Here is a 13,868-nt window from a genome sequence, read left to right on the forward strand (position 1 = left end):
GTGTGCCGGGAGAGGGGTAGCGCAACCACTCAGGATGGGGCGCCCTTCACCCTGGTCAGCGACCTCTCCGGAACCGTGGTCCCCTCTCCCGCCCCGCGCACGAGTGCTTCGCACTCGCAGCGGGGCACCCTCCGCCGCAGAGGGGGGAGGGTTCGGCGCGTCGCGCCAAATCGTGCCTACCTGGCCTCCGCCTCCGCCGGCGGCTCGCGCTCGACGGTGCGGAAGCCTTCGAGTTCGCCGAGGTAGCTCCGCGCCCACCAGTCGACGTCCTCGCGCGCCATGCGCTCGAACATCGGCTTCCACCGCTCCACGCGCTCGGCCTTGGGCATGTAGAGGGCGGCGCGGATCGCCTCCGCCACCTCGAACCGGTCGTAGGGGTTGACCAGCAGCGCCTCGGGCAGCTGGCGGGCGGCGCCGGCGAATTTCGAGAGCACCAGCACGCCCGGATCCTCGTCGCTCTGGGCGGCGACGTATTCCTTGGCGACGAGGTTCATGCCGTCGCGCATCGGGGTCACGACGCCGACGCGCGCCGCGCGGTAGAGCCCGGCCAGCACCGCGCGCGGATAGGCCTTGGTGACGTACTGGATCGGCGTCCAGGACGGCTCGCCGAGCGACCCGTTGATGTTGCCGAGCACCTCGTTCACGTCGCGGCTGAGCTGCTCGTACTCGGGCACCTCGGTGCGCGACTTCGGGGCGATCTGCAGGAAGACGACGTTGCCGCGCTGGTCGGGGTTCGAGGCGAAGAAGCGCTCCACCGCCTCCATCCGCTCCGGCACGCCCTTCGAGTAGTCGAGCCGGTCGACGCCGATGAGGAGCTTGCGGGTGCGCAGGCCCGCCACCGTGTCGCGCACGGTGCGGTTCATGCCGGCGCGCTCGGCGGCCTGGCGGAAGCCGTCGACGTCGATGCCGATCGGGAAGCTGCGGATGCGGGTGCGGCGCCCGTCGACCATCAGCGAGCCGCCGCCGAGGGGGATCGCCCTGAGCTCGTCGACGAGGTTGCGCGAGAGGTTGTGCACGTCGCTGTCGGTCTGGAGGCCGATCAGGTCGTAGTCGGAGACCGCGCGCAGCAGCTCGGTCGAGGCCGGCAGGGTGTTGAACACCTCGCCCGACGGCCACGGGATGTGGTGGAAGTAGCCGATCGGGTTCGAGACCCCGAGGCCCCTGAGCTCGGAGGCGAGCGGGATCAGGTGGTAGTCGTGGACCCAGATCAGGTCGCCCGGCTCGATCAGCCCGGCGAGCGCCTGGGCGAAGATGCGGTTGACCCGCTGGTAGCCGGCGTAGTCGGCCCGGGAGAACGCCGCCAGGCCGAGGCGGTAATGCATGATCGGCCAGAGCGCCCGGTTGGCGAAGCCGCTGTAGTACTCGCGGTGGTCCTGGGGCGAGAGGTCCATCACCGCGTACTGGACGCGGCCCCGGTCGGCGATCACCGGCTCGGAGGACGGGTTGTCGGTGATCTTGCCGCTCCAGCCGAACCACAGGCCCTTGTAGGCCGTGAAGGCCTCCTTGAGGGCGACGGCGAGCCCGCCGGCCGCGACCGCCTTGGACCCCGCATCCGGGACGGCGACGCGATTCGACACGATGATGAGGCGTGACACGGCGGGTATGGACTCCGGCTGCACGGACCTTGTGGGGCGGGAACGTCGCCGCGTCCATCCGCCCCGGACGGAGAAAACGCGCGGTGAGCAAGCGCGATCCCGCGGATTTGGTCAACCCTCCCGGCGAATCCGGGCCTGCCGCACCCGCACGGGCTGTGCCCGGCGCTCCACAGGAATCCCGCCATGATTCCTCCTCGGGTGAGGCCGGAACCGGGCGCCTTGGCTGCTGTTACCCGCAATATCGTCGCATGTGTTCGGCGCGGTGGCCGGTCCGGCCTGCCCGCCGCGCCGGAATGAGGATGGAGTGCCCTGATGAGCGCGGGTTACGAGAACGGACAGCACCGGGCCGACGACCGGGGTGCCCCCGGCGAGCGTTCGGCGGAGTGGAACGACCTGCGGTCCGACGTGCGCCAGCTCGGCGACGTCGCGATGGAGCGCGGTTTCAGCCTGGTCGAATCGGCCCGCGAGCAGGTCCACGGCTACGTCGACCGGCGCAAGGGCGACGCCGCCCAGTCGGTCTCCGACCTCGCCCAGGCCCTGCGCGATTCCGGCGGCAAGCTCGATCAGCAGCCGAACGTGAAGGCGTTCTTCGACAGCGCGGCGGAAGGCCTGGAGCAGCTCTCCGGCTCGATCCGCGAACGCAGCTTCGAGGATTTCTACGGCGAGGTCGAGGCGGTGGCCCGGCGCCGGCCCGCCGCCGTCGCGGTGGCGACCTTCCTCACCGGCTTCCTCGCCGCCCGCTTCATCAAGGCCTCGGCCCATCCCTCCCACGTCCTCGACGGCCGCCAGGCCTTTCGCGATGCGCGGGAGCGCGCCCGCGGCGCCGACGACCGGGCGACCGACTCGTTCGGCGCGCGCGACGCGGGCTATCGGGATGCCGGCTACCGGGACGTGCCCGGCGCCCATAGCGAGCCCGAGACCGCGCGGCCCGATCCCTACCGGACCGGCGCGTCCGGCCCGCGCTACTCGGCCTGACGGGAGGACGCCGCGATGGCCGACCCCACTGCCGGCCGCCCGCTCGGCGGCGACGGACCGAACGGGCATGGATCTCACGGGACCGGATCTCCCGGCAGCATCCAGGGCCTCCTCGGGGATGCCCTGCGCGAGACCACCGATCTCGCCCGCAAGGAGATCGCCCTCTTCCGCACCGAGATGTCGAACAACCTGAGGTCGCTGTTCCTCGGGCTCGGCATGATGGTCGGCGCCGCGGTCTTCGCGGTCGTCGCCCTCCTGGTGCTCACCGACGCCCTGGTGAAGTGGCTCGCCACGGTGGTCCATTCCGAGGCGCTCGCCGCCCTGATCGTCGGGGCGGTGTTCCTGGTGATCGGCATCGGGCTCGCCCTGTGGGGCCGCAGCGCGATGTCCCTGTCCACGCTGACGCCGACCCGCACGACGCGCCAGGTGCGCCAGGATGCGAGGGTCCTGTCTGAGAGGGTGTCGGGATGACCCAGTCGATCAACGAGCTCGAGCACGACATCGAGGAGACCCGCGCCCGCCTCGACCGGACCATCGACCAGATCCAGGGCCGGCTCTCGCCGGCCAGCATCGTCGACGAGATGCTCGGCACGGTGCGGCAATCGCCGGCGAGCGGCCTCTACGACGGGGCGCTCGACGCGGTGCGGCGCAACCCCGTCCCGGTGATGCTGATCGTCGCCGGGGTCGGCTGGCTGATCCACCGCGTCGCCCGCGAGTCGCAGCGCCGCCAGCACCTCGAGGCGACGATGAACGGGGCCGAGGCGGTGCCGGTGCTCAAGACCGGCGCGGCCCGGGTCTACGACCCCGACCGGCCGACCGCCCACCCCGCCGCCGACCGCGTCGCCGACGGCCTGCGGATGTGAGGGGCGCCGGCCCCGCGCCGGCGTCCCCGTCTTCGATCGACCGACTTGCCGCAGGCGTCCGACGCGACCGTCGCACCCTGTCCACGGAGTTCCCGAGCCATGGCAGAGCACACCATCAACCCGGCCAATCCCGGCGCGCCCTCGGCCCACACCCCGGCCACCGGCCCTGAGCGCACCCTGCACCAGGACCACGACACGGTGCGCCAGAACCTCGACGCGGCGCAGGGCGCCGCCGCTCACGCGGCGAGCACGGCCGGGCAGACCGCCCGCGATGCCGCCGACGCGGTGAAGGACGCCGCCTCCGACGCCTCCGAGCGGGCGAGCGACGCCGCCGCGGCGATCGGCGACCGCATCAGCCAGACCGCCGAGCAGCTGCGCGCCAAGGCCGACGCCGCCGCCGACCGGCTGAAGCAGGGCGCCAGCGACGCGGTGAACCGCGTCCACAGCCAGGCGAGCCAGACCTACGGCGCCGTCGGCGGTCGCAGCGCCGAGACGCTCGACCGCGCCCGCGACTGGGCCAACGACCGCATCGAGACCGGCTCGCGCCGCTACGCCGACCTGCGCGACCGCGGCAGCGACCGCCTCGCGCAAGGCCAGAGCGCCGTCGAGCGCTTCGTCACCGAGAACCCGGTGCTCGTCGGCGTCGTCGGGCTCGCCGCCGGCATGCTGCTCGGCTCGCTCCTGCCGCGCACCCGCCAGGAGGACCGGACCGTCGGCGCCTACGCCGACGAGGTCCGCGACCAGGGCCTGCGCTACGCCCGCGAGGCGACGGAGCGCGGCCGCCAGTTCGTCGAGAGCGCCCTCGACCAGGCCCAGGACGCCGCCGTCGCGGCCGCCCACGCCGCCTCGGACGAGCTGCGCAAGAACCAGCCGGGCCAGGGCCCGGGCCAGCCCGGCACCGGCGAGCCGGGCCGGCAGACGCACTGATCTCCGAATCCCCGCGGACGACCGGCCGGCCCCTCGGGGCCGGCCTTTTCACATCCCCGACTTCCTCCCGGAACCCTGGGACCCGCGACGCCCCGCGCCGCGTTGTCGGTCATGACCTCCGCCTCCCCCGTTCCCGGCCCCCGCCTCGGCTTCTGCTGCAAGTTCATCCCGGACGAGGAGCCCGGGCGGCACAAGACGATCAAGGCGGCCAAGGAGGCCGCGCTGGTGATGAACGTCACCACGGTGACGATCGCGCATCTGCGCCGCCTCGATCCGGCGGCCGCCCGCGAGAAGCTGGTCGCGGTGGTGACCCACAACCTCGCGGCGATGGGGCGGCAGGTCGCCTGGGTGGCGGCCCGGCCGCCGCTGGAGCGGCTCTTGCGCCTCGCGAGCTCGATCCTGCCGGGCTACACCCATCCCGAGGTGCGCGACCTCTACGCCGACCCCGACTTCCGCCGCGCCATCGAGGTGGGGCTCGCCGCGGTCGGCGAGGCGGCGCGGGCCGGCGGCGTTCGCCTGAGCATGCATCCGGGCCCGTTCTGCATCCTGGCGAGCCGCAACCCGGCTGCGCTGGAGAACGGCATCGCCGAGCTCGACTACCACGCCGAGGTGATGGCGATGATGGGCTATGGCGGCGGCTGGCACCCGCACGGCGCCCACGTCAACATCCATGTCGGCGCCCGCGACCCCGGGGTCGACGCCTTCCGGGAGAACCTGGACCGGGTCTCGCAGGTCGCCCGCGACCTCGTCACGGTCGAGAACGACGAATCGGCCTTCGGCCTCGACGAGGTCCTGCGCCTCTCGGACCGGGTTCCGGTGGTGCTGGACCTGCACCATCACTGGATCCACAGCCGCGGCGACTACATCGAGCCCGACGATCCGCGGATCGCCCGGGTGATCGAGTCCTGGCGCGGGGTGCGCCCGATCGGCCATGTCAGCGTCTCGCGCGAGGACGTGCTGCCGGGCCACGACCCCGACGCCCTGCCCGATTTCGCAGGCCTCACCGAGGCCGGCCTCAAGGGCCGCGATCTCGCCGCCCATTCCGACATGATGTGGAACCGCGCCTTCAACGATTACGCGGCCCGCCACCTCGCCTGGTGCGACATCGAGGTCGAGGCCAAGCTGAAGAACCTCGCCTCGACGGGCCTGGCGCTCCATGTCGGGCCCGCGCTGTCGGGCATCGCCCCGGCGGTGCCGCCGCTCGCCGCGGAGTAGCGAGGTGCGGGGTTACCCGCTCTCGACGCTGCCGCGTCCTCACTGTAACGGTGCGGCATGAGATCGGCCGATTGCGACATCCTCGTCGTCCCGGGCTACACCAATTCCGGGCCCGACCACTGGCAGAGCCGCTGGCAGGAGCGGCTCTCGACCGCGCGCCGCGTGACGCAGGAGAGCTGGGACCACCCCGAGCCCGAGGCCTGGCGCGACGCGGTGATCGCGGCGGTGCAGGCGGCGACCCGGCCGGTGGTGCTGGTCGCCCACAGCCTCGGGGTCATCTCCTGCGTGCAGGCCGCCCCCTATCTGCCCGAGGGCGCGGTCGCCGGCGCCTTCCTGGTGGCCCTGCCCGACATCGAGCGGCCCGACACGCCCGCCGCCCTGCGGACGTTCGCGCCGATCCCGCGTGAGCCCCTGCCCTTCCCGACGCTCCTGGTGACGAGCCGCACCGACCCCTACACGGCCTACGACCGGGCGGGCGAGTTCGCCGCCGCCTGGGGCGCCGAGCTCGTCGATGCCGGCGAATCCGGCCACCTGAACGCCGAGAGCGGGCACGGGCCCTGGCCCGAGGGGCTGATGCGCTTCGCCGGCTTCCTGCGCGGCCTCTAGCTCCGTGGTCCCCTCTCTCGACATGGTCGAGCCGGCGACGGCGGCGACCTTCCGCGAGGCCGATTACCTCGCGGCCAACCCGGACATCCACCTCGCGGTGCGCGAAGGGCGCCTCGCCAGCGGCCGGGCGCATTTCGACCGACACGGCCTGCGCCAGGGCCGGCGCCAGAGCCGCCTGCCCGAGGGGCTGGAGCGGATGCGGGCCGAGAAGCTCGCGCGGCTCGCTCCCCTGATGCGCGATGACCTGCCCCACCGCCGGATCGGCGAGAAGTACGACTACCTGAGCGAGGAATTGCGGGCGCTGGCGGGCGCCGAGGACAGCCCGAACGTCTCGCAGAACGCCTATGACGGCCACGTCCAGGAGCTGATCGCGTCCAACCCGGACGGGCTGATCCTCGATTGCGGCGCCGGCCGCCGCGACCGCTACTACGCCAACGTCGTCAACCTCGAGATCGCCGATTACGACACGACCGACGTGCTCGGCGTCGGCGAGGTGCTGCCGTTTCGCGATGCCAGCTTCGACGGGGTGATCTCGATCGCGGTGCTCGAGCACGTCCGCGATCCCTTCACCTGCGCCCGCGAGATCGCCCGGGTGCTCAAGCCCGGCGGCCGGCTGGTCTGCGCCGTGCCGTTCCTGCAGCCGTTGCACGGTTATCCGCACCATTACTACAACATGACCGGCGAGGGCCTGCGCAACCTGTTCGCCGGCCACCTCGCGGTCGACCACCAGTACGTCCCGGCCTCGCTCCTGCCGATCTGGAGCCTGACCTGGATGATCCAGTCCTGGGCCGCCGGCCTGCCGCCGGACGTGCGCAAGCGCTTCCTGTCGCGCCGCCTCTCCGACTTCACCGCCGACCCGCTCTCGCTCCTCAAGGAGCCCTACGTGACAGAGCTCAGCGACGCCAAGAACCTGGAGCTGGCGAGCGGCACCTACCTGTTCGCGCACAAGGAATAGTGCGCGGGTGCCCGAGATGGGACCTGTCGAGCCGCGGCTGGACGTCGAAGCCGATACTTCGCCAACCCTCCGGACTTCGACGCAAGGCGTGGGCCCGGATAGACCGACCGCTGAGGTTGAAGGAGAGAGCGGCGCGCCCGTCGCATCGGTCCACGCCTCGGGGTTCATGGGTCCGGGTTCCGTTGCGGGGCCCCGGGGTGACCGTGAGGGGCGGCAGGGCCGCCGGTGATCGAGCGGGCTCCGGCTCCACTCTCCTCCTGCGAGGCAATCCCCCGAGCTGTCATTCGGCTCCCGATATTCTTAACAGAAATATTCGGTTCTTATCAATACTGATGCCCGTTTGCGCAGTATTATACTTCAGGTTGTGCCCGGATAGGCGCATAAGTCCGCAGCGGCATCCAAGTCATAATCCGTTATCCGCGACCGATTACCGGATATAAAGGCGCCTACCCCAGGGTCGGACCTGCAACAACCGGATGATGGATTGCGACCCATAGCCATGTGGCCGGCCCTGAAGACCCTCGCGGCGCTCGCGATCAGCCTGCCCCTCTGGGGCATCCCCAGTACCGCCTCGGTCGAGCCGGGGACGACCCCTGCGGGCACGGAGCGGAGCGACCTCGATACCCTGCTCCGGCCGTCGGGCGGACCGTGGCGGATCGACCAGCGCGGCACGGCCCTGCGCCCGGCGGATCTGCGCGACCGGGTCGCCGTGGTGGCGTTCGTGGCCTCCGATTGCTCGATCGTCTGCGTCACCCGCCTCCTCGACCTCGACCGGGTCGCCGGGGCCCTGCCGGAACCGGTCCGCGACCGCGCGGTGTTCCTCGCCGTCTCCCTCGACGATGCCACGGGCGGGGCGGCGAAGCTCCGTGCCTTCGCCGAGGGCACCGTGGGAGCCGGATCGCGGCTCCGCTTCCTCGCCGGCGACGCGGCCTGGACCGCGGCGATCGCCGCGATGCTGCGCTACCCGGCGGCCTCGCTGCCAGAGCCCCCGCCGCAGGTCATGCTGTTCGACCGGCGCGGCGGGATCGCGATGACCTATGGGGGCGACCCGCTCGATCGCCCGCGGCTCGCGGGCGACATCGCCCTCCTCGACACCTTCGCGCAGGGGCTCGACTCGGGCCCGGCGCGAGACCCCCACGCCCTCTGACCCACAACCGAAAGCCTCTCCCGATGACCGCTCCGACCGAGGCCGGGCGCCGCGCGCGCCTGCGCGACGCCGCGTTCCTCTCCGCCACCATCCTGGGGGCGGGCCTGCTCTCCCCGGCCCACGCCGCGCAGTTCGGCGTCGTGGTGAACCAGGTCGCCGACCCGGTGCTGGGGAGCGTGCCGCTCCCCGACACCGCCCCCACGATGGGCGTGTTCTCGGGCGTGCAGAACTGGCCGATGAACGCCATCACCCTCGGCCTCCTGCCGAGCGGCAAGGTCGCGTCCTACGGGACCCCGGGCGGCAACCCCGGCACCCAGGACGGCCGCACCTTCGACATCTGGGATCCCAGCCAGGGCATCGCCGGCGGCCACGTCATGCTGCCGGGGGTGGCGGGCGTGAACAGCTTCTGCGCCGCGCAGGCCTTCCGGACCGACGGCTCGCTGTTCATCGCCGGCGGGATCTTCGACAACGGCAACGACAAGGGCAGCGTGCTGCTCAACAACACCGGCACCGGCGTCGGCGCGATCGGCGCCAAGCTCGCCAACGACCGCTACTACTCGAGCATGCTGACGCTGCCCAACGGCCAGCAGCTCATCATGGGCGGCTCCTACCCCTACCAGGGCGGCTGGAACGACCCGCAGGGCAGCATCGACAAGGGCCTGATGACCGGGATGACCCCGGAGATCTACGACGGCACCCGGTGGAAGAGCCTGTTCGGCGCCAAGAGCCGCGACGCGTTCGGGCCCGACAACAACAGGTGGTGGTATCCCCGCGCCTGGATCGCCCCGAACGGCAAGGTGTTCGGCATCACCTCCGAGAAGATGTGGTTCCTCGATCCGACCGGCAACGGCTCGGTCCAGGTCATGAACTTCAAGGAGCCGCAGCGCAACGCCGGTTCCGCCACCGACGCGCCGAATGTCGGCCCGGTCTCGACCGCGGCGATGTTCGAGACCGGCCGGATCCTGCAGGTCGGCGGCAACAGCTACGACAACGGGTCCGGCTTCCTGTCGAGCAGCCGCGCCACGGTGATCGACATCAACGGCGGCGCGCCGGTGGTGACCGACACCGCGCCGATGAGCGTCGGCCGCGCCTGGGCCAACGCCACGGTCCTGCCGACCGGCCAGGTCGCCGTCACCGGCGGCAGCAAGTGGAACGACCGCGGCGACGGCGACACCGTGCTGCAATCGGAGATCTGGGACCCGAGGACCGGCCGCTGGTCGCTCGGTGCCTCCGGCGGGGTCTATCGCGGCTACCACTCGACCGCGATCCTGATGCAGAACGGCGCCCTGCTGCTCGCCGGCGGCGGCGCGCCCGGCCCGGTGGCGAACCAGAACGCCGAGGTCTTCTACCCGCCCTACCTGTTCACCACCGTCAACGGGAAGACGGCGCTGGCGCCCCGCCCGCAGATCGTCAGCCTCTCGACCGCGCAGGCCCAGTACGGCCAGGCGTTCAAGGTCGAGCTCACCTCGCAGAACGGCCTGTCTCAGGTGGTGCTGATCGGCCTGAGCACGGTCACGCACAGCTTCAACTCGGGCCAGCGCCGCATCGTCGCCGCCTTCACCCAGGCCGGCAACGCCGTGACGGTGCAGGCGCCGGCCAGCGCCAACATCGCGCCCCCCGGCTACTACCAGATCGTCGCCATCGACCAGAAGGGCGTGCCCTCGCCCGGCGTGATCGTCGCGCTGGGGGCCGGCGTCGCGGCGCCGAGCCAGGTGGCGGCCCCGGGCGTGATCGCCTCCAACGGCGGGCAGACCGGCGGCGGCACCGGTGGCACGGCCGCCGGCGGCACGGGCGGGGGCACCGGCGGCACGGGCGGCGGGACGGGCACGACCGTCGCCACCGGCGCGGCCATGAGCCTGCAGGCGAGCAACTTCACCACGAGCTACCTCACCAACGTCGGCGGCACGGCGCGCCTCGTCACGCCGGCCAACGCCGCCGACAAGCAGCAGGCGACCTTCCGGATGGTCGCGGGCCTCGCCGGTTCGGGCGTGTCGTTCCAGGCGAGCACCAACGCCAACCAGTACCTGCGCCACCAGAACTTCCAGATCTGGCAGCAGCCCAACGACGGCGGCGACGGCTTCAAGCGCGGCGCGACCTTCACGCCGCGCGCGGCGCTCGCCGGCACCTGCGGCTGCAACACCGGCACCTGCTCGTCCTACGAGTCGATCGACTGGCCCGGCTACTACGTCCGGCACCAGAACTTCAGCTTCTCCATCGCGAAGCCGGATGGCGGCGCCAGCTACAACCAGGACGCCTCGTTCTGCACCGCGCCGCCGGCCGACGGCTCGGCCGCCGGTACGGGGGGCGGAACCGGCCTTCCGGCCGCGAACGGCCAGTGGACGCAGATCGGCGCGACCGCGTCCCGCGTCTCGATCGGGGCGGACGGGACCCTCGTCACCCTCAACGCCGACGCCAGGACGGCCTGGCGCTACGTGGGCGACAACAACTGGACGCAGCTGCCCGGCGCCTTCACCGACATCGCCGTCATCGGCGCCACCAGCATGTACGGCATCGGCACCGACACCAACGTCTACCGCTTCGACGGCCAGAACTGGACCATGGTCGGCACCAACGCGAAGTCCATCGCCGCCGCGGACGGCACGGTCCTCGTCACCAACGGCAACAACGACATCTGGCTCAAAGCCGCGGACGACAACACGAACGCCTGGCGACAGCTTCCCGGCAAGGCGCTCAGGGTCGCGGTCATGAACCGCAACAGCCTCTGGCACGTCGGCATCGACAACGGCGTCTACCGCGGCGACCAAGGCGGCAACTGGATCGCGGTCGGGAACGACGCGGCCGAGATCGCGACCTCGCCCGACGGCAGCGTCGTGGTGACGAACACCGCCAGCAAGCTGATGTGGCGCAGGACCGGCGACAACGCGGCCGGGAACTGGACGCTCGTCGACCCGAACTTCAAGGCGAATGCCCTGACGGTCCCGAACGCCCAGCGGGCGATCGTCGTCGGCGCCGACCGCAACATCTACCGCTGGTAGGGCGTCCTCGGGGGCTTCGGCGCGCCGAAGCCCCCGATCGCGGATCGTCCCGGCCCCGCGCCCGGCGCCGACGCGCCGGGCGCCTCTCTGCTCAGCCCTGCTCCCGCGCCCGCCGGGCCTCGTAGGCCTTGAGCTGGGTGTAGGCGGTCGCGAGGAGCGGCCGCGCGCCACCCGGATCGACTTTGCCGCCGCGGGCGATGAGGTCGCCGACGATGTGGTCGGCCTCGATCCGGGCGCCCCGCTCGATGTCGCGCAGCATCGAGGCGGTGAAGCCGGAGCCCGCCGCCGTCAGGGTGCCGCGGCTCGTCTCCAGGAACTTGTCCCGTGGCGCCTGGCCGGCGCCCGCCGCGATGCCGCGGCACTCGTCGAGCAGGCCCAGCATCACGTCGCGCCCGCCCGGCGCCGCCACGATGTCGCCGACGGTGGCCCGCATCAGGCAGGTGCCGCAGGCGAGCGTCGCGAGGAAGACCCACTTCTCCCACATCTCGAGGAGGATCCTGTCGCTGAGCCGCGCCGTGAAGCCCGCCCCCTCCATCACGCCGGCGACCCGGGCGATCCGCTCCGAGCGCGTCCCGTCCCGCTCGCCGAAGGTCAGCGCGTGCAACTCGCTCATCTGCACGATCTCGCCCTCGGGCGAGAGCGTCGCCGCGATGGCGCAGGAGCCGCCGAGCACCCGCTCCGGCCCGAAGCGGGCGTCGAGGGCGTCGAGATGCGCCATCCCGTTGAGGATCGGCAGCACCAGCGTGTCCGGACCGACCGCCGGGGCGACGTCGTCGAGGGCGCCCGCGAGGTCGTAGGCCTTGCAGCTCAGGAGCACGAGGTCGAAGGGCCCGGGGATCGTCCCCGCCGTCACGGTCCTCGGCGTCCCGATGCGGAAGCTCCCGAGCGGGCTGCGCACCGAGAGCCCTCCTTGCGCGAGCCGCGCCGCCCGGGCCTCGCGGACCAGGAAGGTCACGTCGCGGCCGGCCTCCGCCAGCCGCGCCCCGAAATACCCGCCGGTCGCCCCGGCCCCCACCACCAGCACCCGCATGCCGCCGCCTCCTGCCTTTGGGTCACGCCTGACCTGTTCCGGCGGAGCTTCGCATCGACGACGGATTCGTCCAAGGTGCCGGCTGGTCTGGATGGACGAGGGTTGCGGCGCGTGCGGGGACTGAGGGGGCGGCTGCCGGGATCGCGGGATCTCGTCGGGATCTGGGTCCGGCGCGGGCTGTTCGTGATCGGGGGCATCGCGGTCGGGGCCGCGGCGGTGCTGATGGCCTTCCTGGCGGACGCGGCGCAAGGCGCGTTCCGGGCGGTGCTCGGGATCTCGCCGCTGATCGCGCTCGTCCTCACCCCGTTCGGCTTCGGGCTCGCGGCGCTCCTCGCCCGCACGGTCTTTCCGCACTCGCAAGGCAGCGGCATCCCGCAGGTGATCGCCGCGCGCGACATCGAGGATGCCTCCGTCCGGCATCCGCTGGTCTCCCTGCGGACGGCCGCCGGCAAGATCGTCGTGATGACGCTGGGGCTGTTCTGCGGCGCCTCGACGGGGCGCGAGGGCCCGACGGTGCAGGTCGGCGCCGCCCTGATGGCGGCGGCGGGACCGCTGGCTCCGGAGCGCCAGCGCGGCCTCCTGCTGGCCGGCGGCGCCGCCGGGGTGGCGGCGGCCTTCAACACGCCGCTCGCCGGCATCGTGTTCGGCATCGAGGAGCTCAGCCGCGCCTACGAGGCCAAGACCTCGAGCCTGATCCTCGGGGCGATCATCGCGGCGGGCCTGACCTCGCTCGCGCTCGTCGGCAACTACACCTATTTCGGCACCACCGCCGACACCCTGCCGCCGCGGGCCTGGGCCGTGGTGCCGCTCTGCGGCGTGCTCGGCGGGTTGTTCGGCGGGGTGTTCAGCCGCATCGTCATCGCGGTCGCCCGCGGCCTGCCGGGCCTTGCCGGGCGGTTCGTCTCGGGGAGGCCGGTGGTGTTCGCCGCGCTCTGCGGCCTCGGCGTGGCCGTCTGCGGCCTCCTCACCGACGGGCACATCTACGGCACCGGCTACGAGGAGGCGAAGGCGCTGCTCCACGGCACCGCCGAGACGCATGCCTGGTTCGGCCCGGTGAAGTTCGTCGCCACGACGCTGTCGTCGGTCAGCGGCATCCCGGGCGGGCTGTTCGCCCCCTCGCTCGCGGTCGGGGCGGGCCTCGGCGCCGAGGTCGCCACCCTGTTCGACGGCGTTCCGGTCGGCGCGGTGGTGCTCGTCGGGATGGTGGCCTACCTGACCGGCGTGCTGCAGGCGCCGATCACCTCGTTCGTCATCGTGTCGGAGATGACGGAGAACCACGCCCTGGTGATCCCCCTGATGGTCGCGGCCCTCATCGCCGACGCCACCTCGAAGCTGGTCTGCCCGGAGGGGCTCTACCACGCGCTGGCCGAGCCGATCGTCGAGCGCCTCACCGGGCGCCGGGCGCACGCGCCGGAGGTGAGCGGGCCGGCGTGAGGGCGGCGGGCGTCCGCTCGCGGCGGCCGGCACGATCGGCCCGACCGGTCCCACCGCACGGGGTCGTTCCGGGCTCCGCGGCGCGGCCCCGGAACGACGATGGAGGATGATCCGGCGGCGGTTCG

12 protein-coding genes are annotated in these 13,868 nt (G+C 72.4%); 10 read left to right on the forward strand and 2 right to left on the reverse strand.

All coding sequences use genetic code 11. The features are described 5' to 3' along the window. Window positions 1-176: 176 nt before the first annotated feature. Window positions 177-1,595 carry an alpha,alpha-trehalose-phosphate synthase (UDP-forming) gene (locus DK419_RS27470; protein WP_109961884.1) on the reverse strand — a complete coding sequence of 473 codons (1,419 nt, stop codon included), beginning with the start codon at window positions 1,593-1,595 and terminating at the stop codon, window positions 177-179. A gap of 312 nt (window positions 1,596-1,907) precedes the next feature. On the opposite strand from DK419_RS27470, the gene DK419_RS27475 reads away from it, so the two are divergent. The 9 genes from DK419_RS27475 to DK419_RS28970 all read left to right on the forward strand — a co-directional run bounded on the left by DK419_RS27475 (window position 1,908) and on the right by DK419_RS28970 (window position 11,279). Then, the gene (locus DK419_RS27475; RefSeq protein ID WP_425352621.1) at window positions 1,908-2,570 is read left to right on the forward strand and encodes a hypothetical protein; all 663 of its coding nucleotides are present in this window, start codon (window positions 1,908-1,910) and stop codon (window positions 2,568-2,570) included. A gap of 15 nt (window positions 2,571-2,585) precedes the next feature. Then, window positions 2,586-3,041 carry a phage holin family protein gene (locus tag DK419_RS27480; RefSeq protein ID WP_245442749.1) on the forward strand — a complete coding sequence of 152 codons (456 nt, stop codon included), beginning with the start codon at window positions 2,586-2,588 and terminating at the stop codon, window positions 3,039-3,041. Further along, window positions 3,038-3,433: a DUF3618 domain-containing protein gene (locus DK419_RS27485; protein ID WP_109961885.1), complete on the forward strand. Its 396-nt coding sequence runs from the start codon at window positions 3,038-3,040 to the stop codon at window positions 3,431-3,433. Before DK419_RS27480 ends, DK419_RS27485 begins: the two co-directional genes overlap by 4 nt. A gap of 99 nt (window positions 3,434-3,532) precedes the next feature. Further along, entirely contained in the window at window positions 3,533-4,360 is an 828-nt protein-coding gene (locus DK419_RS27490) for a hypothetical protein (RefSeq protein ID WP_245442750.1), read from the forward strand. Between the two features lie 111 nt (window positions 4,361-4,471). Further along, window positions 4,472-5,575, forward strand: coding sequence for an apurinic/apyrimidinic endonuclease family protein (locus tag DK419_RS27495; RefSeq protein WP_109962549.1), 1,104 nt, complete (start codon window positions 4,472-4,474; stop codon window positions 5,573-5,575). A 57-nt stretch (window positions 5,576-5,632) separates the two neighbouring features. Further along, complete coding sequence (locus DK419_RS27500) at window positions 5,633-6,181, forward strand: RBBP9/YdeN family alpha/beta hydrolase (RefSeq protein WP_109961886.1); 549 nt, start codon at window positions 5,633-5,635, stop codon at window positions 6,179-6,181. A 4-nt stretch (window positions 6,182-6,185) separates the two neighbouring features. Then, window positions 6,186-7,136 (forward strand): class I SAM-dependent methyltransferase, encoded by a 951-nt coding sequence (locus DK419_RS27505; RefSeq protein ID WP_109961887.1) that lies wholly within the window; start codon window positions 6,186-6,188, stop codon window positions 7,134-7,136. A 499-nt stretch (window positions 7,137-7,635) separates the two neighbouring features. Beyond that, complete coding sequence (locus tag DK419_RS27510) at window positions 7,636-8,283, forward strand: SCO family protein (RefSeq protein WP_109961888.1); 648 nt, start codon at window positions 7,636-7,638, stop codon at window positions 8,281-8,283. A gap of 23 nt (window positions 8,284-8,306) precedes the next feature. Next, window positions 8,307-11,279 (forward strand): AbfB domain-containing protein, encoded by a 2,973-nt coding sequence (locus DK419_RS28970; protein ID WP_162561443.1) that lies wholly within the window; start codon window positions 8,307-8,309, stop codon window positions 11,277-11,279. Window positions 11,280-11,370: 91 nt separating this feature from the next. On the opposite strand, the gene panE is transcribed toward DK419_RS28970, so the two are convergent. Then, a complete protein-coding gene (gene panE / locus DK419_RS27530) occupies window positions 11,371-12,309 on the reverse strand; it encodes a 2-dehydropantoate 2-reductase (protein ID WP_109961889.1) in 939 nt (312 codons plus the stop codon). Window positions 12,310-12,411: 102 nt separating this feature from the next. Here panE and DK419_RS27535 point away from each other — a divergent pair, with 102 nt between their 5' ends. Further along, entirely contained in the window at window positions 12,412-13,743 is a 1,332-nt protein-coding gene (locus DK419_RS27535) for a chloride channel protein (RefSeq protein ID WP_425352622.1), read from the forward strand. Window positions 13,744-13,868 lie beyond the last annotated feature (125 nt).

The organism is Methylobacterium terrae (genome assembly GCF_003173755.1).
GTDB lineage: Bacteria > Pseudomonadota > Alphaproteobacteria > Rhizobiales > Beijerinckiaceae > Methylobacterium > Methylobacterium terrae.

Bases quoted from the DNA above. Each gene is read 5' to 3' on its own strand.
- DK419_RS27475 (WP_425352621.1), top strand. From the start codon at position 1,908: ATGAGCGCGGGTTACGAGAACGGACAGCACCGGGCCGACGACCGGGGT.
- DK419_RS27480 (WP_245442749.1), top strand. From the start codon at position 2,586: ATGGCCGACCCCACTGCCGGCCGCCCGCTCGGCGGCGACGGACCGAAC.
- DK419_RS27485 (WP_109961885.1), top strand. From the start codon at position 3,038: ATGACCCAGTCGATCAACGAGCTCGAGCACGACATCGAGGAGACCCGC.
- DK419_RS27490 (WP_245442750.1), top strand. From the start codon at position 3,533: ATGGCAGAGCACACCATCAACCCGGCCAATCCCGGCGCGCCCTCGGCC.
- DK419_RS27495 (WP_109962549.1), top strand. From the start codon at position 4,472: ATGACCTCCGCCTCCCCCGTTCCCGGCCCCCGCCTCGGCTTCTGCTGC.
- DK419_RS27500 (WP_109961886.1), top strand. From the start codon at position 5,633: ATGAGATCGGCCGATTGCGACATCCTCGTCGTCCCGGGCTACACCAAT.
- DK419_RS27510 (WP_109961888.1), top strand. From the start codon at position 7,636: ATGTGGCCGGCCCTGAAGACCCTCGCGGCGCTCGCGATCAGCCTGCCC.
- DK419_RS28970 (WP_162561443.1), top strand. From the start codon at position 8,307: ATGACCGCTCCGACCGAGGCCGGGCGCCGCGCGCGCCTGCGCGACGCC.
- panE (WP_109961889.1), bottom strand. From the start codon at position 12,309: ATGCGGGTGCTGGTGGTGGGGGCCGGGGCGACCGGCGGGTATTTCGGG.